Annotated in this window: 21 protein-coding genes and 1 other annotated feature; of the genes, 6 read left to right on the forward strand and 15 right to left on the reverse strand. The window is 41.1% G+C overall.

Annotated elements, in window-relative coordinates:
* Window positions 1-89: 89 nt before the first annotated feature.
* The 7 genes from JI665_RS24375 to JI665_RS24405 all read right to left on the reverse strand — a co-directional run bounded on the left by JI665_RS24375 (window position 90) and on the right by JI665_RS24405 (window position 4,562).
* Window positions 90-830 (reverse strand): ABC transporter permease, encoded by a 741-nt coding sequence (locus JI665_RS24375; protein WP_206845114.1) that lies wholly within the window; start codon window positions 828-830, stop codon window positions 90-92.
* Window positions 827-1,738 (reverse strand): ABC transporter ATP-binding protein, encoded by a 912-nt coding sequence (locus JI665_RS24380; protein WP_206845118.1) that lies wholly within the window; start codon window positions 1,736-1,738, stop codon window positions 827-829. Before JI665_RS24380 ends, JI665_RS24375 begins: the two co-directional genes overlap by 4 nt.
* Before the next feature lie 199 nt (window positions 1,739-1,937).
* Entirely contained in the window at window positions 1,938-2,735 is a 798-nt protein-coding gene (locus tag JI665_RS24385) for a hypothetical protein (protein WP_206845120.1), read from the reverse strand.
* Between the two features lie 123 nt (window positions 2,736-2,858).
* Window positions 2,859-3,272, reverse strand: a complete 414-nt coding sequence (locus tag JI665_RS24390; RefSeq protein ID WP_206845121.1) for a DUF3021 domain-containing protein — start codon at window positions 3,270-3,272, stop codon at window positions 2,859-2,861.
* Window positions 3,269-3,727 (reverse strand): LytTR family DNA-binding domain-containing protein, encoded by a 459-nt coding sequence (locus JI665_RS24395; protein ID WP_206845122.1) that lies wholly within the window; start codon window positions 3,725-3,727, stop codon window positions 3,269-3,271. Before JI665_RS24395 ends, JI665_RS24390 begins: the two co-directional genes overlap by 4 nt.
* A 183-nt stretch (window positions 3,728-3,910) precedes the next feature.
* The gene (locus JI665_RS24400; protein WP_206845124.1) at window positions 3,911-4,348 is read right to left on the reverse strand and encodes a YfmQ family protein; all 438 of its coding nucleotides are present in this window, start codon (window positions 4,346-4,348) and stop codon (window positions 3,911-3,913) included.
* A gap of 22 nt (window positions 4,349-4,370) precedes the next feature.
* Window positions 4,371-4,562, reverse strand: a complete 192-nt coding sequence (locus JI665_RS24405) for a hypothetical protein (RefSeq protein ID WP_206845126.1) — start codon at window positions 4,560-4,562, stop codon at window positions 4,371-4,373.
* 369 nt (window positions 4,563-4,931) lie between these two features.
* Here JI665_RS24405 and JI665_RS24410 point away from each other — a divergent pair, with 369 nt between their 5' ends.
* Window positions 4,932-5,408, forward strand: coding sequence for a VanZ family protein (locus tag JI665_RS24410; protein ID WP_206845127.1), 477 nt, complete (start codon window positions 4,932-4,934; stop codon window positions 5,406-5,408).
* Window positions 5,409-5,445: 37 nt separating this feature from the next.
* Here the strand turns inward: JI665_RS24410 and JI665_RS24415 are convergent, their stop codons facing one another.
* The gene (locus tag JI665_RS24415; RefSeq protein WP_206845129.1) at window positions 5,446-6,897 is read right to left on the reverse strand and encodes a serine hydrolase domain-containing protein; all 1,452 of its coding nucleotides are present in this window, start codon (window positions 6,895-6,897) and stop codon (window positions 5,446-5,448) included.
* Between the two features lie 474 nt (window positions 6,898-7,371).
* Here JI665_RS24415 and JI665_RS24420 point away from each other — a divergent pair, with 474 nt between their 5' ends.
* Window positions 7,372-7,983: a cupin domain-containing protein gene (locus JI665_RS24420; RefSeq protein WP_206845130.1), complete on the forward strand. Its 612-nt coding sequence runs from the start codon at window positions 7,372-7,374 to the stop codon at window positions 7,981-7,983.
* Window positions 7,984-8,030: 47 nt separating this feature from the next.
* Here JI665_RS24420 and JI665_RS24425 read toward each other — a convergent pair whose 3' ends face one another.
* The 4 genes from JI665_RS24425 to JI665_RS24440 form a co-directional block, all read right to left on the reverse strand.
* Complete coding sequence (locus JI665_RS24425) at window positions 8,031-8,738, reverse strand: DNA alkylation repair protein (protein ID WP_206845131.1); 708 nt, start codon at window positions 8,736-8,738, stop codon at window positions 8,031-8,033.
* A 212-nt stretch (window positions 8,739-8,950) separates the two neighbouring features.
* A complete protein-coding gene (locus JI665_RS24430) occupies window positions 8,951-9,550 on the reverse strand; it encodes a hypothetical protein (protein WP_206845132.1) in 600 nt (199 codons plus the stop codon).
* Window positions 9,551-9,568: 18 nt separating this feature from the next.
* Window positions 9,569-10,531 (reverse strand): DUF2268 domain-containing putative Zn-dependent protease, encoded by a 963-nt coding sequence (locus JI665_RS24435; RefSeq protein WP_244671312.1) that lies wholly within the window; start codon window positions 10,529-10,531, stop codon window positions 9,569-9,571.
* A 374-nt stretch (window positions 10,532-10,905) separates the two neighbouring features.
* On the reverse strand, window positions 10,906-11,058 hold the full coding sequence (locus tag JI665_RS24440; RefSeq protein ID WP_206845133.1) for a hypothetical protein: 153 nt from the start codon (window positions 11,056-11,058) through the stop codon (window positions 10,906-10,908).
* Window positions 11,059-11,362: 304 nt separating this feature from the next.
* On the opposite strand from JI665_RS24440, the gene JI665_RS24445 reads away from it, so the two are divergent.
* The 3 genes from JI665_RS24445 to JI665_RS24455 all read left to right on the forward strand — a co-directional run bounded on the left by JI665_RS24445 (window position 11,363) and on the right by JI665_RS24455 (window position 14,040).
* The gene (locus JI665_RS24445) at window positions 11,363-11,617 is read left to right on the forward strand and encodes a YiaA/YiaB family inner membrane protein (protein ID WP_009335475.1); all 255 of its coding nucleotides are present in this window, start codon (window positions 11,363-11,365) and stop codon (window positions 11,615-11,617) included.
* A gap of 100 nt (window positions 11,618-11,717) precedes the next feature.
* Window positions 11,718-11,925: a binding site (T-box leader), on the forward strand.
* Window positions 11,926-12,016: 91 nt separating this feature from the next.
* Window positions 12,017-13,747 (forward strand): aromatic amino acid hydroxylase, encoded by a 1,731-nt coding sequence (locus tag JI665_RS24450; RefSeq protein WP_206845135.1) that lies wholly within the window; start codon window positions 12,017-12,019, stop codon window positions 13,745-13,747.
* Window positions 13,744-14,040, forward strand: a complete 297-nt coding sequence (locus JI665_RS24455; protein ID WP_206845137.1) for a 4a-hydroxytetrahydrobiopterin dehydratase — start codon at window positions 13,744-13,746, stop codon at window positions 14,038-14,040. The genes JI665_RS24450 and JI665_RS24455 overlap by 4 nt, the downstream gene beginning before the upstream one ends.
* Before the next feature lie 31 nt (window positions 14,041-14,071).
* On the opposite strand, the gene JI665_RS24460 is transcribed toward JI665_RS24455, so the two are convergent.
* On the reverse strand, window positions 14,072-14,449 hold the full coding sequence (locus tag JI665_RS24460; protein WP_206845138.1) for a hypothetical protein: 378 nt from the start codon (window positions 14,447-14,449) through the stop codon (window positions 14,072-14,074).
* 363 nt (window positions 14,450-14,812) lie between these two features.
* Here JI665_RS24460 and JI665_RS24465 point away from each other — a divergent pair, with 363 nt between their 5' ends.
* The gene (locus JI665_RS24465) at window positions 14,813-15,199 is read left to right on the forward strand and encodes a DUF1259 domain-containing protein (protein ID WP_206845141.1); all 387 of its coding nucleotides are present in this window, start codon (window positions 14,813-14,815) and stop codon (window positions 15,197-15,199) included.
* A gap of 60 nt (window positions 15,200-15,259) precedes the next feature.
* On the opposite strand, the gene JI665_RS24470 is transcribed toward JI665_RS24465, so the two are convergent.
* Together JI665_RS24470 and JI665_RS24475 are read right to left on the reverse strand one after the other, a co-directional pair.
* On the reverse strand, window positions 15,260-16,387 hold the full coding sequence (locus JI665_RS24470) for a bifunctional cystathionine gamma-lyase/homocysteine desulfhydrase (protein WP_206845143.1): 1,128 nt from the start codon (window positions 16,385-16,387) through the stop codon (window positions 15,260-15,262).
* Entirely contained in the window at window positions 16,384-17,310 is a 927-nt protein-coding gene (locus JI665_RS24475) for a PLP-dependent cysteine synthase family protein (RefSeq protein WP_206845144.1), read from the reverse strand. Before JI665_RS24475 ends, JI665_RS24470 begins: the two co-directional genes overlap by 4 nt.
* Between the last annotated feature and the right edge of the window lie 122 nt (window positions 17,311-17,432).

A 17,432-nucleotide genomic window follows, 5' to 3' on the forward strand; every position in this document is an offset into this window, starting at 1 on the left:
AGCATTAATTAAGTAATTATATAAATATTAACAAATATTTGTAAACTTAATATGTTCATAAAATGAAAAAAGCCCCAATCTCTTAGGGGTTACTTCCCGCTCCACCGAAAGAACCGCACAGCAAGTACAACAGACACAATCGCAATCCCTATCAAAACAGCAGCTTCAAACCCATATTCCGTAATAGGCGCTTCCGCCCAGGTTCCCCTGAGCAATTGAATCACATAATAAAGCGGAAGGATTTTAGCTGCATATTGCAGGACTGTCGGCATCATCTCAAGAGGAAAGGTCGCTCCTGAGAGGAACAGCATCAGGTTCAGGAATAAGGAGCTGATGGCTGCTGCAGACTGTGCATTTTTAGCTAAGGATGTAAGGAATAAAGCAAACGGAAAAAAAGCCAGGATGCTGATCAGCAGCGAGAGCAGCGTACTTCCGATATAAGCTGGCAGGGTCAAGTCATAGAGAAGCATGCCAAAAACCATTAGCAGCAATGCAGATATGGCAAAGATGACGGTCCCTTGAAAGGTATGGGCGGCGAGGATTTTCCAAGGCTGAAGCGGAGTCGACTGATATCTTCTCAATACGCCTGTTTCCCGGTAATTGGTTAAGACAGTTCCCAGTGTAAAAAAGGAAGTGGTCACAATATTGACGCCAATCCATGAAGGAACAAAGTATTCCGCAAAAGCCTTTTGGCTCATGTTGTCTCCCACAAACATGGAACCGAACAGCCAAATCATGACTACTGGAAACAGGAACGTCCAGAACATACTTAGCCGGTCCCTAAAGAACATTTTCGTTTCAAGGCTGGCGAGCTTTACAATTGCATTCATCCGATTTTCTCCTTTTCTAAGTACTGGACAAATAAATCATCGAGTGAGCCCTTCTCAAACTTAAAGCCAGCCAGACGTATCCCCTTTTCCTGACAGTGAGTGAAAATGTGATAAGCTGTTGTCTGCTGATCATCGCAGTACACTTTGAATTCGTCCAGATTATTTTCCACTCGTTCAACACCAGGAAGGGAATTTAAAAATTCCCGGCTAAGGCCGGAACTCGTAAAAGCCAGGCAGTCAGCAGCCCCTTCATTTAGCAACTCACGTGGTGCATCCAGTGCTTTCAATTGGCCGCTGTAGATCATTGCCACCCGATCACAAAGCTGCTCAGCTTCTTCCATATAGTGTGTGGTCACGACAATGGTGCTTCCCCGTTCCCTTAACAGCCGGATTAATGACCACATTTCCCTCCTTGCTGAAGGATCCAGCCCCATGCTCGGTTCATCAAGAAAAAGAATCTCTGGTTCGTGCAGGGTGGCTAAGGCGAGCGTTACCCGCTGTTTCCAGCCGCCGGACAGGTCATCAAACTTTACGTTCATTTTTTCTCTCAAACCAAGCAAGTCTATTAAATAATCTTTTTGCGTCGGGCCTTCATAAAAGGAAGAAAAGAGATCCAGCGCTTCTTTTACTTTCATTTTCTTCTGAATGGATGTGGCTTGAAACTGCACGCCGATTTTTTTGTTTAATTCACGCAGCTGCTTGCTTGGCACAAGACCAAGCACTTCGACTTCCCCCCCGCTCGGAACTGAAATCCCCTCAAGTATTTCAAGTGTTGTCGTTTTTCCTGCTCCGTTCGGTCCTATAATTCCGAAGATTTCCCCTTTATAAACGGTAAAAGAAAGATTCTTTATCGCCCGGGTGGCACCAAAATTTTTAGATAAATTTTTTACAGAAATGACACTTTCCATCCGGATCCTCCTTTAATCTTTATATAATCAGTATAGGGCTGTCATTTCCAAAAGTCACCAATTGCAATGCGACACGCAGGATGAGTATGATAAGATGCACATATTAGCCTCCGACTTGCAAATTCCATTATCAGTCAGTGAAGGCTGTTTTAAAAAATAATGCCTGCACCACTTATGTTAAAGTGAACAGGCATTTTTTCTATTTGATAGAAGCTGCAATTTCCAATGTCCTTAGTGCTCCCTCGGCTTTCTCAATCTTATAGACGGTTCGTTCCTCCTGCCAGACGAGCATTTGATTCCGGGAATGCTCACTGATTGTGTCAAATTTGCCGGTTCCATACATCTTAGGAGGCGGCAGCGTACTGCTTTCTAAGAATTCAACTACTTTTTTGGAGTCAGTCAGGAGATTATCAGGATCTTCTGTTCGTGCCCGTGATGTAAATGCCCATCTTCCCTCATTCCAGCTAAGGTATACGGAACCGGCACCTGCATCCTGGTAGCCTGTGATGGAATATCCAAGATCAACCGGATTTCCGCCGATCTCCTCAAAATTCTGGTATGAAATTTGTTCAGATGCAGCTTCATTGCTGTCAAAATTCTGTCCAGACAGAACGGCTAGAATAGAGTCGTCACTCAACTGATCCAATTTAGCATTGTTTATAGGAATTACATCTTCTGTCTGAAAGAAAATAACTTGGTAAGAATCTCGATCAGAGACGGTCTTGGCTGTTAAATGATATCCCTGGTTCACGTTCAGCGTATCAGGCATCTTAATTGGAACATCCGTGCTCAATTGCTTTTCCGTTTCAGCTATTACTTCCTCAGGAGTTAATGCTCGCTCGTGAGCTTCTTCGTGATTTTCAGTCTCCGTGTTTCCAGTTTCCTGATTGCTGCTCTGGACTTTTCCATCGTCTGTTTGTTCCGTCATGGCAGGTTCACTGGTGCAGGCTGAAAGAATAATCAGGAAAGCGGCAATACTAATTGCCTTAATCTTCATGAATCCTCACCTCAAAAACTGTTTTCCCTTATGTCTATTTGCGAAACGCCCATGATATTCTTCTCGAATGGCATAGCCGCCTGTATGACCGTTTTTGCACTTACAATTCGTAATTGCACACCCTCATTCGAGGCACTCCAGATCCTTATTCAGCTTCTTCGATTCGTTTTTAAAGTATAGATAAAATCCGATCCAGCCAATCGCGTAAACCAATAGTGAGATTGCAAGATAAATGAAAAAGTTCTTTACTCCGATCGGAATCCAGCCAATCCAAAGCCCTAATGTGAAATAAACAATCGTGACTGTAAGATAATGCAGGGCAGTCTGCATGGGCAGACGAAGTGAGCGGATTTCAAAATAAAGCGGAGTAACCGTAAACAGCCAGCCGCTGATAATAAAGCCCAATGCATTTATGATAAACTTTTGCCCATCTAACGTGGGTTGACCGCCGAAATAAATTAAGGCTATAGCTGCCGCTGTAGAAATGAATCCCCCAAAGAATATGCCGATCAAGCTTCTGTACAAAAATGCCCTCACTTCGTATCCCTCCTGTTCATTCTTAAAATTTCCTTTATCCGTCCCACATAATGGCGTGAAGCATACTCCTTCTCCCCCGATTTAAAGTGAACACAGAGTGTTCCGTTAAAGGATGGCTCAAAATGGCTCATGGCGTAAAGGTTCGCTATGACTGACTTGGATATCCTGATAAAACGGTGGGAAGGGAGGGATTGTTCAAGTTCATAAAGTTTTTCCTTTACTTTAAAAGTTCCTTCTGAGGTGGCGGCTGTTACTGTGTCTCCTTCTGAACGGAAATAATGAACTTCATCAGGCTTTATTAAGTGCTGATTCTCTCCATCCTTTCCGACAATCAGTCCGGTTTCATTCTTTTTGAGGTACTCGAGGATTTCCTGGATAGCCGGGGTGATTTCTTTGCAATGGATTATCACCGAGGTTTCTTCGTTGCGCGGGTCGATGTCGAGTACGATTTTCATGAAGGACGCTCCTCCTTTCCATCAGCTTTATAAATTTAGTATAGATGGCTAATTTCCAATTGTCACCAGAATTAAGGCAGCATGCAAGATCAGCATGGTAAGCAGCAGTTAATTACATCCCTCCTGCAGACATAAAAAAGCCTAAATCACTCTGGATCTAGGCGTCAATTTAATGTTCTTATTTTAACCGGCCTTAATTGCCAGTGAACTGCTTTGAAGGCTATCAGAAATCAGGCTGTATGCTATGACCTTTTTTCCGCGCTGTTTCACCACATCAATTCGGTCCTTATAGCTATATACGAACAGCGTGTCCTCTTTTTCCAGAAACTCGATAACTATAGGTGTTCCACTGATCTCCGGCCGTAAAAAAAGCTGTTCCCTGCCAGGATGGATATAATGTTTCTTAATAAATATTCCTTCATTGAACTGATTGATAAACTGAAGTTTCTCCTCATCTTCCAGCCTATTATCACCAATTGTGACTGTAACCTCTTTTTCATCAAGCCTGGAATGAGTTTCAAATTTCCGAATCAGCCAATTAACCGTGCCTGTCGGCATACAGGTCAGCACGATTTTCAGCAGACTAACGAGAATAATAGGAACCACTACTGCCCAGGTCATCTTTTTTCATCTCCATCTGTATTTAGATCAGCCAAATATAAATTCCTAGAGAAGCTAATCCGATAAAAATAATTACCACATATATTAAGGTTAAATTGGTTGTGTTCCGTTTTGTTGAACTTCCATAGTTCTCGTCAGCCTTGCCTGTCAGCAGCAAAGTCGAAACCACAGCAAAAATTAAAATAATTAGAACCAGCCCAAGCATTATTCCCATGCTGCGCACCTCTTCTTTTACATATTAATAAACTTCTATAAGTAAATAATATCGCATACTAGCCAATAATTAACCATCCACTTAGATCTAAATTTAACCATCCACTTTAACCATATAAAAATGCCGCTCACAGCTTATAATGGGTACAGCATACTATTCTTGGATTCTGCTTATCAGGCATAGAGATTTCCCCAGCTTCCAAAATATCACTATTAATCTAATGAGGCAATTTCATAAGATACTCCCTCAAATCATCTGGCAGCTCGTTCACGGCTAGTACTTTAAAATAGCTGACAGTATAGTTTTTTGAGTAGAATATGGAAAAATTATGTTATTATTATCAAAGACTATTTTTAAGCGGGGATAATAATGAAAAAGATAATAAGGTTGATCATGGGAATTAGCTTTCTTTCTTACTTATGTGCCTTAACCGTATTACTGTTCTTTATATCGAGAGGATATTGGTCAGACATGCCTTTAATGGAATATATGAAGCATTCCTCAAACTTTGTGCCCTTTAAAACAATTAATGGGTATGTGATGGCAATTCCCAATGGAAGCATGAATTTAATCATTCCTATAAAAAACCTAGCCGGTAATGTGGCTGCATTTTTGCCAATGGGAATTTTTCTGCCCTATTATATTAGAAGGCTAAACAGACTTAAGTCATTTACAATTACCATGACTGTCATGATCCTTAGTGTGGAAATTATTCAGCTGGTCTCAAAAAGAGGCAGTTTGGATATTGATGACTTTATTCTAAATATCATTGGAGCTTTAATAGGGTTTGGATTATGGAAAGCCATGACAGCCCGGAAAGCAAGGAAAAATGCAGTGAACGTATAATAAATGCCTGTCTAACTGATATAGACAGGCATTTCCATTATCTTGCTTTATTAAAAATTAATCTAATCAGCTGCAGCCCATTTATTGCTAGCATAATTACAGCCAAAATTGTTAAAAGCGAGATATCCGGTGCAAAGACAGAGACAGAATGCCAAGGAGAAGATGTGCTGGATGTGAAAAGAGGGATTAGTGCAGCTGACAGGCCAATAAAAATCAGCCCTAAGAAAAGTCCCGTCCCCTTTTTTAAAAACTTCCGGGTTCGGAATCTTTTCCATAAATAGATTGCAAGAATTACTAGCAGCAATACACATCCCAGCAAAATGTATTGTATGGTCAAACTATGATTAGGTACTTTTTCAGGCTCATCGCCATTTAATAGACTAATAATATGATCCTTCAGATAGTAAAGTCCATCTTCCTCTAAAATATGATTCTTATTTGTCAGAATCACGCCGCCCCAGCCGGTATCCGGAATATAAAAGACTTCTGCATGCGAATCAGGGGTAGAACCAGAATGCCAGATCATTTCTTTGGGAGTATCAGGGCCTGATATGCGTATTCCTAAGCCATAATATCGGTCCTCTCCTGTTTGAACCTGAGGAGTCATAAATAAATCCAGTGTTTTTTCACTGATAAAATGATCTGGCCCTTTCCCGCTCAATAATTTTACAAATTGGGCCATATCTGCAGAGCTGGCCGTAATGTAACCGTAAGGTGCCCCGGCATTATCATAGGCTACGGAACTTTTCACCGGCATCCCAAACCAGGATTGATAACCGCTAAAGTATCCTCTCTTATAAGCTCCCTCTTTATTGGCTGCAGCATTTTTCATCCCTAAAGGCTGAAAGATCTGCTGTTCCATATACTCTGCATAGGACATTCCTGTTAGTTCTTCAAGAATCGCACCCAAAATTAAGAAATTGGCATTGCTGTATTGATGCTTCTCACCAGGCTCAGCAGTCAGTTCAACTTCTGACAATTTCTTGACTTGATTCTTAATATCATTCCTGCCTGTAAACTCTTTATCTGATAGTGCAAGCCCGTCATAGGTACTCAACCCGCTTGTTTGCGCGAGCAATTGCTCCACTGTTATTTCGGCAGCTTTCCCATTTTTCAGTTTAAACCAGGGAAGATATTCTTGAATGCTGGCATCCAGACGGATGGTTCCATTATCAGCTAATTTCATAATGGCCATTCCCGTTAATGATTTGCTTATGGAGCCAATCGTAAAAGGAGTTTGTTCTGTAACATCCTCCTCTGATTCTCCAGTAACGCCCCATGAATGTGAAAAAAACAGCTCATTATTATGAACGATGGCAACTGAAGCTCCTAGAACTTGATATTCTACCAGGTAATCCTTAATTGCCTTCTCAATTTTTGCTTCGATGCCTTCTTCAGCTGAAGCCGAGTTTACAAGCAAATAACTAAATGAAGTGAACAAGAAAAGAACCAATAATATCTTTAATAAACTGGACGGCAAGACTGCCATATAACCTCTCCCTCTGCCAGTGTTCTTGATTAACGGTTTGTCCCGTTGCTGGGATGCTAAAAAATATCTATAGGCACATTCCCTTTCTTGATTTCATCTTGCCTGTATTTGGAAATCTATATAATGAGCCTCAGCTTTATTTTCAAATAGGACTTGAGACGCAGTAGAAGATCGGACTCTTTTCATCAAAATAGATAACATGGAAAATAATGCAGGTTAATGTGGAATGATGGAGGATACACATGGGGCAGGGAAACAAATAACGAGACTGCAGTGCTTAGATTTCTTTTGCCTATAGAACTGATGGAATGATGATTTTACTATTCCATACCAGCTGCGAACCTTACTGCCTTTTTTTCATTTATTGCTCTCCTTCTTTTTCAAACACAACCACGTTATTTAGTACATGCACTGATTGGGTGCCTATGCATACTTTATCTGAGAAATTCAATTTCACAAAAGGACTGAGCAGCAATGGTTAAATATTTGGATTACACCTCTCCGTCTTTAAATTACTTTTTTGATGTAAACAAAAGCAATCTGATGAAAAAAGATAACCGGAATTTAATAAATGTTTTGGGCATTCAGCAATTAAACACGCTGGAAGATGTCTCGCTTCTGGACATCTATCTTAGCAAAAATAATGTAATAGAACCTCATTATCACCAAAACGCTGCTGAATTGGTTTATTGCATATCCGGAGCTGCAACGGTTTCATTACTTAATCCATTTACAAAACAAATCCTGAACTATTACATTACACCCGGGCAAGTAGCCAATGTCCCTCAAGGCTGGTGGCATTATGAGGTAGCTAATACCGACAGCACTCATCTGCTGGCCATCTTTAATGCTCCTTCTCCTGAAGTCATCCTGGGATCTGACATTCTAAAATTAACACCTTCAAATATAATGGCGCACACTTATTGTATGGATGAAAAGCAATGGAAGAAGACCGTAGCACCTGTCCAGCCTTCAACCTTTATCGGACCGGCAAAAGACTGCAGCAGAAATGCTAATAGCCCTGAACCAAACCAGCAATATCAATACACCCAGCAATATTTCCCTCAGCACATGTATTATTATTGATGGTTTCACAGGCATGGAAATTACCATGCCTGCCTTCTTAGATTCTCTTAGCATATACAAGTCTTTCGCTTAACCCCAACCCGGTCCTTCGACTCCACCTTCTCAATATATTCCTTTGCCAAAGGAACTTTACAGGCAGAGTTTCCGACGTCTACATGCACTTTTCCGATATGTTCAGCGACATTCTTCGCTTCCGCATTCAGGTCCGGTACATAAGAGCCCACTGAGATGACAAAGCCATTCATCACATACCGTACTCGGTTTTTTTCCTCATGAATGGTATTTTTAACTTTACTCAATAATGCTTTTATTTCGCTGACATCCAGCTGATTATCAGATGTGATTGATACATAATTGGAATAAGTGCTCCAGCCGCAGACCGAAACCATTTCATCCTCTGATTTGATCCACTCCCGGGCCAGTTCAAGAGCATAATCACTTTCCGCTGCCACCTGGGCAACTGTATACTCCGCAGCCATGTACCAATATGCCTTTTCAGCCCATTCCTGTAAAGTCTCCTTTGTCATAAGCCTCGGATTGACAGATAGTCCTGCCAAATACATCGCATCATGATTTCCTGATTCATATAATTGCAGTGCCAGGCCATGATCCTTCTTTGCAAACTTCACAAGCTTTTTTAAATCTCCAACCTTCACGCCAAAAAAGGGCTCCTTCGCCCCGTGATTCATAAAGATCCGCTTGGTCTGCTCTGTACCAAGCTCCTCAAGCTTTTGCATGATTTCTTCGTAAGTCATATTCTCTCTCCCTTTCAAATAGCCACCTCTTCATTATGGACCTTGATCATTAATATTAAGCAGGAACTTTGAGTGATTCTCAGATTAGCCTCCTATTTACTCAATTAATTCCTCTACAAAGCTGAATTGAACTATATACAAAATAAAATAGGCTACAACCGAAGAGCTGATGCCCATTAAGTTCATTAACGAGGTGACATCATTCTTTTGGTTCATAGATCCATCCTTATCTCCAGGTCTGTGGGCTGCTTCTTAAAAGGAGTTTTATACTCTTTGAAAATAAACTCCAGCCCGGATATATCATCTGGCAGAGGAGGAGATACAACGAAATTGTGATTGATATGTCCGCTTGAACCTCCTCCGCCCGTTTCTCTTGTATCATATTCACCACTTATTTCAAGACTCCAGAAACTATGACGAAAAAACCGATCTCTTTCATCTTCTGCGTCAGCTTCCCAATCAATATTAAAATTCACAACACTCGAATTCTCATATTGCCGAATAAAGTTGACTGAGTATATAGACTTTTCTTTCTCAACTGACCTCGAAATCGGGATATACTTCTGGAAATTTACAGGCTCGACCTGCGGGCGGAAATGCTCATCATTTTCAAGCAGTCCGAATAATGACCTTAGATAATCCTCATAAAGGCCATACTTTTCTGCCCAATCCGAAATCACTTCAAGCCGCGGATACCCAGGGTTATCAGATAATTCCTTCCGCTGCTTCAGCAAAGAACAGATCTTCTCGTCAATGGATAACAGTCTTTCATCATAATGCTCTGCAGGTCTTTCAAACGGCATTCTTTTCACCCTAACTCCTCCTTCGTGCTACTGATAATTTTTTAAATACTGCCCCTCTTGAAAAATCCTTTCCGCATTCAAGGCTGTCCACTCTTCCGGAGTAGTAGCCGGATGCAGTTTGAGATAAGATTCTATCATCTTATAGCCTTCACTGTAGCCATAATGACGGGGAAGGGCCTGACCGCCCATTAAGATCTCCAGAGAGCGATTTAGATCATATGTATCCAGATCCCCTTCAATTTTGGCCCAAAAAGTTTTATTAAACATTGGGTCCACATGAGAAAAGGTGATATCTGGATAAACGAGTTTTTCAAACATCACAGCTTTCCCTTCAAAAATGAGAGTATCCAGCACAGAAAAAGACATACCCATCTTTAAGTGTTTCTCAGTCCAGATACTGTGATGATATTCATGCGCTATGCCTGCTCTAATCATATCTTCTGTGTAAAATTCATTGTAAAAGACAGTAATCTTTCCAGCTCCTGCCGCGACCATTGTATTGGCATCTCCGGGATGTGAAGGAAAAACGCAAACTGCTGTTTCATTCTCCGAAGGTAAATAATCTGAGGATTTAAAAAGTGCTTCCTTAATGACAGCATTTGTTTTTTCTTCATCGATTTCGTTCAGAACTTTCGTAATTGAATCAGGGTTTTCAGGAGTCCAATTCAGCAGGCTATCTACCATGTGGAGGTGTTCTCCGTCCTTAAAGCAGGTGCTGTAGACATTATTTATTATATTATTCTGATAAACTTCACCGGCAGCTTCAGGATTTTTTTCGAGCTGATCAATCAGAGAAGTATATAGCTTATAAGCGTGTACGACTTTGTATTTCTGTTTTGTCTCCGGATGTTCAAATGAATAAACAATCTGTTCTTCAACTTGGTTTTCATCAGGTACATTGCTCGATTTATCCTTTTCGGAACAGGAAGCCAATGTGAACAGTATCGTCAGCATCACTATAAATCTTGAAAAACACAAAACTCTTTTCAAACCAACCCCTCCTGATCAAATATTCCTAAATTAATTTTACCATAATATGGACATTCACTAGGTGACTCTCATAAAAAAACCTGCCCTCATTTACGGAGGCAGGCAGCATAAATCCCTGGACTTCACTCATCTTTATGCAAACATAAACCATTCCATAGCTATCAGATGTGACAGGTGTCTCCATCCAATCGCTAAATACATGGACAATCCCCATTCCGTTATTCAATAGAAGCCGTTCCATTCTCTAGGTAAAACATACCGCAGGGCTCTTTATCATATAAAATTGGATCATTATATACTTCTGTATTATTCATAGTATCCCGATTTATTTCTCCTTTCTATCTTCAAATGAAGTTTCACTTCTGGCTTCAATTTTATGGTTCCTTGCTGCTTTTCCCCACCAGCCCATAATCCAAGTCATCAATTGGGGTATAGTTACTGCCTGATATGTCTCTTCTGGACTTAAACATCCGAAAAAGAATATATATCAGCAAACCTATTACTGCAGTTAATAAAATATAGCGCACTCTGCCACCTCCTAACCGTTATTTCTTATATATCGATAGAAACAGTTCTTCACCCCAACACCATCCAAATACTGTAAATTAAATACTAACCTATCTAAACCAACTTTTCTTCTAAAATTTAAGTGGATTTTCAATAAACTAAAAAACTCACACCAAAAATAGTAAAAACACTTAGATTATTTTGTTGCATTTTTTTACAAAAAAGGATAATTTTAAGTCATAAAGAATAATATGTTACATCTGCTGAATTGATGGCAGACCTTATAGCGAGAGAATATATTATGGAAAAAGGGGATTGAAACATATGCAAAAGTATAGAAGGAGAAACACGCCAGCTTTTACATTTTTAGCATACTTTACACTGATTGCCGGTGTTGGTCTGTTTCTTATCGGACTTTACAATGCTGATATGGAGCTTAATGAAAAAGGGTACTACATTGCCGTCATGCTTCTGGTGGCGGTCGGATCCATTTTGACTCAGAAAGTGACACGGGACAATGCCGAAGATGCGGAAATCATGGCAGAGCAGGAGCGCAGATCAGCTAAAATTGAACAATAATACACAAGCTCAGAAATGCTTCTGGGCTTTTTCTTTTTATTAAATAAAATGTGTTGACTTTAACACTTAAAAGCGTTTAAGATATAAAGCATCCTAATACTTAAATGCTTTGAAGGAATTGAAGTAGTGGTATCCTCCCTGTTACAGAGAGCTGGTGGTGCTGAAAACCAGTACAAAGGAGATCATGAATTACGTTTCTGGAGCTTCTTATTTCTTTTCTGAAATAAGACGGTTTAGCCGTTATTCTGTGAAGTGGTAAGTTATATACTTACAATCAGGGTGGTACCGCGAATAAATTCGTCCCTGCTGAATGAAAATTCAGCAGGGACTTTTTATATCCATTTACTTTCGCACTCAAAAGCGTTTAAGCATGAAAACTAATAAAAGGAGACCTACCAAATGAAGAAATCGATTCCCCTGCACTTACGCCCTTTTACAGCCCAGCAGCATTACAATGCTTACAGTCCCATTGACCATGCGGTTTGGAGATATGTGATGAGGCAAAATCATCATTTCCTTGAGGACATCGCCCATGATGCATTCACTTCAGGTCTGAAGTCATCCGGCATTTCCATCGACAGCATTCCACGGGTAAGTGAAATGAACGATCATTTAGATAAAATCGGCTGGGGGGCTGTCATTGTCGACGGATTGATTCCCGGCACAGCGTTTTTTGATTTTCAAGCGCATGGCATCCTTCCTATCGCAACGGATATACGCCAGAAGACCAATATCGAATACACACCCGCTCCTGACATTCTCCATGAAGCGGCGGGGCATGCACCGATTTTATTTGATGAAACCTACTCAGAGTTTGTTAAATTAATAGGGAATATCGGAGCTAACGCTTTTGCGACAAAAGAAGAACATGAGGTGTTTGAGGCAACCAGGCATTTATCGATTGTCATGGAAAGTCCAGCCTCAACTGAAGAAGAAATTGAAGCAGCCAAACAGCGATTAATGGAAAAACAGCGGCAAGTAAAAGGACTTTCTGAAGCTGAGCAAATCTCCCGGATTTTCTGGTGGACGGTCGAATTTGGCCTGATTGGCGAACTGCAGAAGCCCAAAATCTTTGGTGCAGGACTGCTGTCATCTGTGGGCGAAAGCAAGCATTGCCTGTCCGATCAGGTGAAGAAACGCCGGTTCACAATTGAAGATGCTATTAACACCAGCTATGACGTTACATCTATGCAGACCCAGCTATTTGTTTGCGAAAGCTTTGAACAATTGATAGAGGAAGTGACGAGATTCGGCGAGTCCATGGCCTTCAGGCAAGGTGGAACAGCGGCTATCGAAAAAGCGATCGCTTCAAGCCAGGTTGCGCACATCGAACTCAATTCAGGCATTCAAATTACTGGTCTTTTCACTGATATCATAAAGGATGCAGAAGGTGAAGCCATCTATGTCAAAACGACAGGTCCGAGTGCCCTTTCGATTCAAAATGAACAAATTAATCATCATGGGCCTGATATTCACCATGACGGCTTTGGAGCGCCGATCGGAAAATTGGCTGGAGGCATTAGGCTTGAAAATCAAACAGAACAGAGCCTGAAAAAACTTGGCATCGAGATGAATAAAATGATGCAAATCACCTTCGAAAGCGGAGTAGAAATTTCCGGCCATGTGACGAATCTGTTATTTAATCATGATTCCCTTGTTTTAATATCACTTGAAGAATGTCTCGTCAAAAAGGAAGATGAAATCTTGTTCCACCCCACTTGGGGCATCTATGATTTAGCTGTGGGCAGCCAGATTGTTTCTGCACGTCCAATCGCAGCGGATTACGCTGCATTCCACGGAGAATCTGTTATGAATGAAGATAGCCCAAAAGAAGGAAAAGCCCTAACCCCTCTGGAAGAATTATATGCGGAAGTAAGACAAATCCGGGAAACGAATTTCCCTCAGGATGTCCTTCTTCACAGTGTTATCGGAAAAATTCTTGATGAGTTCCCGGAAGAATGGCTGCTTCAGCTGGAAGTTCTGGAACTGCTTGAAAAGCATGACAAAGAATCGCCTTTGAAAAAACTGCTTCTGGACCAGCTTGAAAAGTTAAGTAAGGAAGAACGCTATGTCCGCCTGATTCAAAACGGACTCGATGTCATCTTTGATTGGAGGCATGTCACAGTATGACAAAAATAAGTGAAGAAGAAATAGCCCGGAAACTATCCAAGCTGCCAGACTGGAAAAGAAAAGACAGCAAATGGATTGAACGGCGCTATCGCTTCAAAGAATATTTAGACGGTATCGCCTTCGTAAATAAAATTGCATCTCTTGCTGAAAACGAAAATCATCATCCTTTTATCGCCATTCAATACAAAATGGTGATCGTCTCCCTCACTTCCTGGAGTGAAAATGGGCTGACAGGTCTGGATTTTAAGCTAGCCCGGCAGATAGATGATGTTTTTCTTGCAGACCATAATTAAGAAAATAAGTGCCTGTTGAGATGACAGGCACTTATTTTTCCCTTGTATCAAGTGGAAGTTCATATTCCCGAAGCACCTCGTAAAACGCCCTTCTCTTTGCATACCAGTCTGAATGCAGATTCAGCAAAATCTTTTTATCACCTTCTAAAGCAATCTCAAGCTGAGCTGGCAGCCCTCTCTTGTTTAGCTGAGTGACCGACTCTACCTCTTCCCACTGATAGCTTTCAACTGCCTTTATATTGGATACGCTATTTATATGAATTCCGCTTTCATCCAAATAGGTATACACATCAAAAGACATAAAGAATATGAAAAGAGACAGGCCAAACAAGAAAACAGCTGTTAATGTCAGCCGTTTTGAAGAATTCATTTCCCTGGAATACAGAAAAAGCCCGGCAACAGCGAACAAAAGAAAAAATCCTGCACTAAAAATCACATAAGATAGCTTATAGGTGCTAAATGCTAAGAAGAATTGAGGATGAAAGTAGAATATATGAATGAAGTTAACACAAATGATGCTAATGGGGATTACACTTAAAATGTAAATCAGGCTTAGGCTGAATAACTTAGGTATTAAACCTTTTTCATGGGGAAGCTGAATATGGCATCACTCCTTCCATTTACCTTATATTACCACATTAACCCTAATAATTAATATAGCTTATTTGTTTTGATACTGATGCCCAGAACACTCCAGAGCCCAACATCATACATTAGAGCAAAAGTTGTTAGGGCAGGTCACTAATAATAAGTGACGGGGAGGTATAAAGGTATGGCTATTAATGAAGAAGCGCTGTGTCAGCAGTTTGCAAGAACAATCGGCGGCCAGGAAGGATTTGCCGGCGGGAAGTGTGTTGCAACGATTAATCGGGATGAACTGGAAGTCACCATTATGGGAAAACCATTTAACGTAACAACTTCTTTCTCATTTGAATCGATGGATACCAGGTCAGGACGGGCATTGTGTCTGGGCAGGGTGGCCCTTTTGCAAAAGGAAGTTGATGGATTTGCTGGTGCCATTATTAAACAGGGAATAACCGTTTCGTCCGTACACAATGAGTGGCTATTTGATCAGCCCAGCCTCATTTATGTGAATATCCAGGTTGTTGATCATCCAATCAATTTTGCAAGGAAAGTCAGAAGAGCTTTAAGAAGTTAATCATATTATATAAAAAAAGCAAGCCCCATTTAGAATGTTGTAACTAAATGGGGCTTTTCCTTATAGCACTGACTGCAAATCCTCAATTAAGTCTTCGGCATCCTCCAGGCCAACTGAAATTCGAATCAGGCCATCTGTAATTCCCAGTTCCAGACGGCGTTCTTTCGGTATCGATGCATGCGTCATTTTGGCTGGAAGGGAAATCAGGCTTTCAACTGCACCCAAACTTTCTGCCAGGGTAAAATATCTTACTTTTTTCAGCACCTCTTCTGCCTTTTCACCGCTTCCGGCATCGAAGGAAATCATTCCGCCAAATCCCCGTGCCTGCTTTGAGTGAATGTCATGGCCTTTTTGATCTTTAAATCCTGGATAATAAACCTTTGAAACCTGCGGATGATTGGTAAGAAAATTTGCCACCCTTTTCGCATTTTCTTCAATTTCCTCCATCCGAATGGCCAGTGTCCGAATTCCCCTGATTAATAGCCAGCTATCCTGCGGTCCCAGAACAGCACCAATTGAATTTTGGATGAAGTGCATATCTGCTGCAAGCTGTTCAGTATTCACCACAACCAGCCCGGCAACCACATCACTATGTCCGCCTATATATTTGGTGGCACTGTGCAAGACTATATCAGCACCCAGTTCTATTGGATTTTGCCAGTATGGTGTACTGAAGGTGTTATCCACAATCATAAGCAAATTCTTGGATTTGGACAGTTTGGAAATTCCGGCCAGGTCTGTAATCTTCAGCAATGGATTCGTCGGTGTCTCAACATAGATGGCTTTTGTATTTTCCTGTATTGCCGCTTCCACAGCAGCCAAATCACTTGTATCCACAAAGGTTACATCTACATTATATTTCGTCAAAACCTTTGTCACTAATCGATAGGACCCGCCATACACATCATCTGTGAAAATAACATGATCTCCTGTTGAAAATAAGTGCATTACAGAAGAAATAGCTGCCATGCCGGAACCGAAAGCAAACCCGCGGTATCCGCCTTCCAGATCCTTTATTAATTCCTCTAAAGCATGCCTGGTCGGATTTCCGGTTCTTGCATACTCATAAACGAAATTGCCCACTCCATCTTGTTTAAAGGTACTGGCATGGTGGACAGGTATGGAGACGGCACCTGTATAATCATCTCTGGAAATACCGCCGTGAATCATTTGTGTTTTCCTTCTCATTGTTCATCCTCCTCATAAATTGATTTACTTATATACCGCTCACTGCTGTCAGGAAAAATGGTGACAATATTCGTGCCGGGCCGAGCATTTTCAGCTTCTCTCAGCGTTGCTTCAAAAGCAGCTCCTGACGAACTTCCAACTAAGTATCCTTGCAGCAATGCCAGCTCCTTCACTCGTTTGAAGGCATCTTTATCTGAAATGGTATGAATGGCCTCAAATAAGCCTATTTCCATATACGGCGGCAAAAACTCCATCCCGATTCCCTCGGTTCGATGCGGCCCTGCCTTTCCGCCATTTAAAACGGAGCCTTCAGGTTCGACGATAACTGTCTTTATCTTTGGGTTCTTTTCTTTAAGATATCTGGCGCAGCCCATAAACGTACCGCCAGTCCCTGCTCCAGCTGCAAAAATATCAAGTTTCCCATCTAATGCTTCGAAAATCTCAGGTCCCAATGTTTCATAATACGTTTGCGGGTTATTTTCATTGCTGAACTGCTGAGGACTATAGGAATTAGGAATCTTCAGCAGCAGTTCCTCCGCCTTCCTAATAGCGCCTTTCATTCCTTCTTCAGTCGGGGTATTAATAACTTCTGCCCCTAACGCCTTCATTAGCTTCTGTTTTTCAACACTGAATTTTTGAGGTACGACACAGATGATTTTGATCTTCGTTCCAATAGCAGCAAGCGCTAAGCCAATTCCTGTATTCCCTGCAGTCGGTTCAATTACAGCCCCATCTTCCGGAACCAGCCCATCCTCAATAGCTGTCTGAATCAAGTTCTGTCCTAACCGGTCCTTTACACTGCCTCCCGGGTTAAAATATTCAAGCTTTGCGAAAACATTTACTCCCTGCGGAATAGCATAGTGTTTAATTTTCACAAGAGGGGTACGCCCAATTAATTCATTCACACTGCTGTAATAATTCATCGTCAGCACCTCTGTTTTTCAGAAAGAATGGTTACTCTTCTTCATTGCGTTTTTTGGATATTTCTTACGTTTCTTTTAATTCCTATTATTCCTACTTGCATAGTATGTTTTAAGTTTATTTT

This window comes from Bacillus sp. NTK034 (assembly GCF_017303275.1).
Lineage (GTDB): Bacteria > Bacillota > Bacilli > Bacillales > Cytobacillaceae > Cytobacillus.

Excerpts from the sequence above, each read along its gene's own strand:
- JI665_RS24375 (WP_206845114.1), bottom strand. The coding sequence starts at position 830 with ATGAATGCAATTGTAAAGCTCGCCAGCCTTGAAACGAAAATGTTCTTT.
- JI665_RS24380 (WP_206845118.1), bottom strand. The coding sequence starts at position 1,738 with ATGGAAAGTGTCATTTCTGTAAAAAATTTATCTAAAAATTTTGGTGCC.
- JI665_RS24385 (WP_206845120.1), bottom strand. The coding sequence starts at position 2,735 with ATGAAGATTAAGGCAATTAGTATTGCCGCTTTCCTGATTATTCTTTCA.
- JI665_RS24395 (WP_206845122.1), bottom strand. The coding sequence starts at position 3,727 with ATGAAAATCGTACTCGACATCGACCCGCGCAACGAAGAAACCTCGGTG.
- JI665_RS24400 (WP_206845124.1), bottom strand. The coding sequence starts at position 4,348 with ATGACCTGGGCAGTAGTGGTTCCTATTATTCTCGTTAGTCTGCTGAAA.
- JI665_RS24405 (WP_206845126.1), bottom strand. The coding sequence starts at position 4,562 with ATGGGAATAATGCTTGGGCTGGTTCTAATTATTTTAATTTTTGCTGTG.
- JI665_RS24410 (WP_206845127.1), top strand. The coding sequence starts at position 4,932 with ATGAAAAAGATAATAAGGTTGATCATGGGAATTAGCTTTCTTTCTTAC.
- JI665_RS24415 (WP_206845129.1), bottom strand. The coding sequence starts at position 6,897 with ATGGCAGTCTTGCCGTCCAGTTTATTAAAGATATTATTGGTTCTTTTC.
- JI665_RS24420 (WP_206845130.1), top strand. The coding sequence starts at position 7,372 with ATGGTTAAATATTTGGATTACACCTCTCCGTCTTTAAATTACTTTTTT.
- JI665_RS24425 (WP_206845131.1), bottom strand. The coding sequence starts at position 8,738 with ATGACTTACGAAGAAATCATGCAAAAGCTTGAGGAGCTTGGTACAGAG.
- JI665_RS24445 (WP_009335475.1), top strand. The coding sequence starts at position 11,363 with ATGCAAAAGTATAGAAGGAGAAACACGCCAGCTTTTACATTTTTAGCA.
- JI665_RS24450 (WP_206845135.1), top strand. The coding sequence starts at position 12,017 with ATGAAGAAATCGATTCCCCTGCACTTACGCCCTTTTACAGCCCAGCAG.
- JI665_RS24455 (WP_206845137.1), top strand. The coding sequence starts at position 13,744 with ATGACAAAAATAAGTGAAGAAGAAATAGCCCGGAAACTATCCAAGCTG.
- JI665_RS24465 (WP_206845141.1), top strand. The coding sequence starts at position 14,813 with ATGGCTATTAATGAAGAAGCGCTGTGTCAGCAGTTTGCAAGAACAATC.
- JI665_RS24470 (WP_206845143.1), bottom strand. The coding sequence starts at position 16,387 with ATGAGAAGGAAAACACAAATGATTCACGGCGGTATTTCCAGAGATGAT.
- JI665_RS24475 (WP_206845144.1), bottom strand. The coding sequence starts at position 17,310 with ATGAATTATTACAGCAGTGTGAATGAATTAATTGGGCGTACCCCTCTT.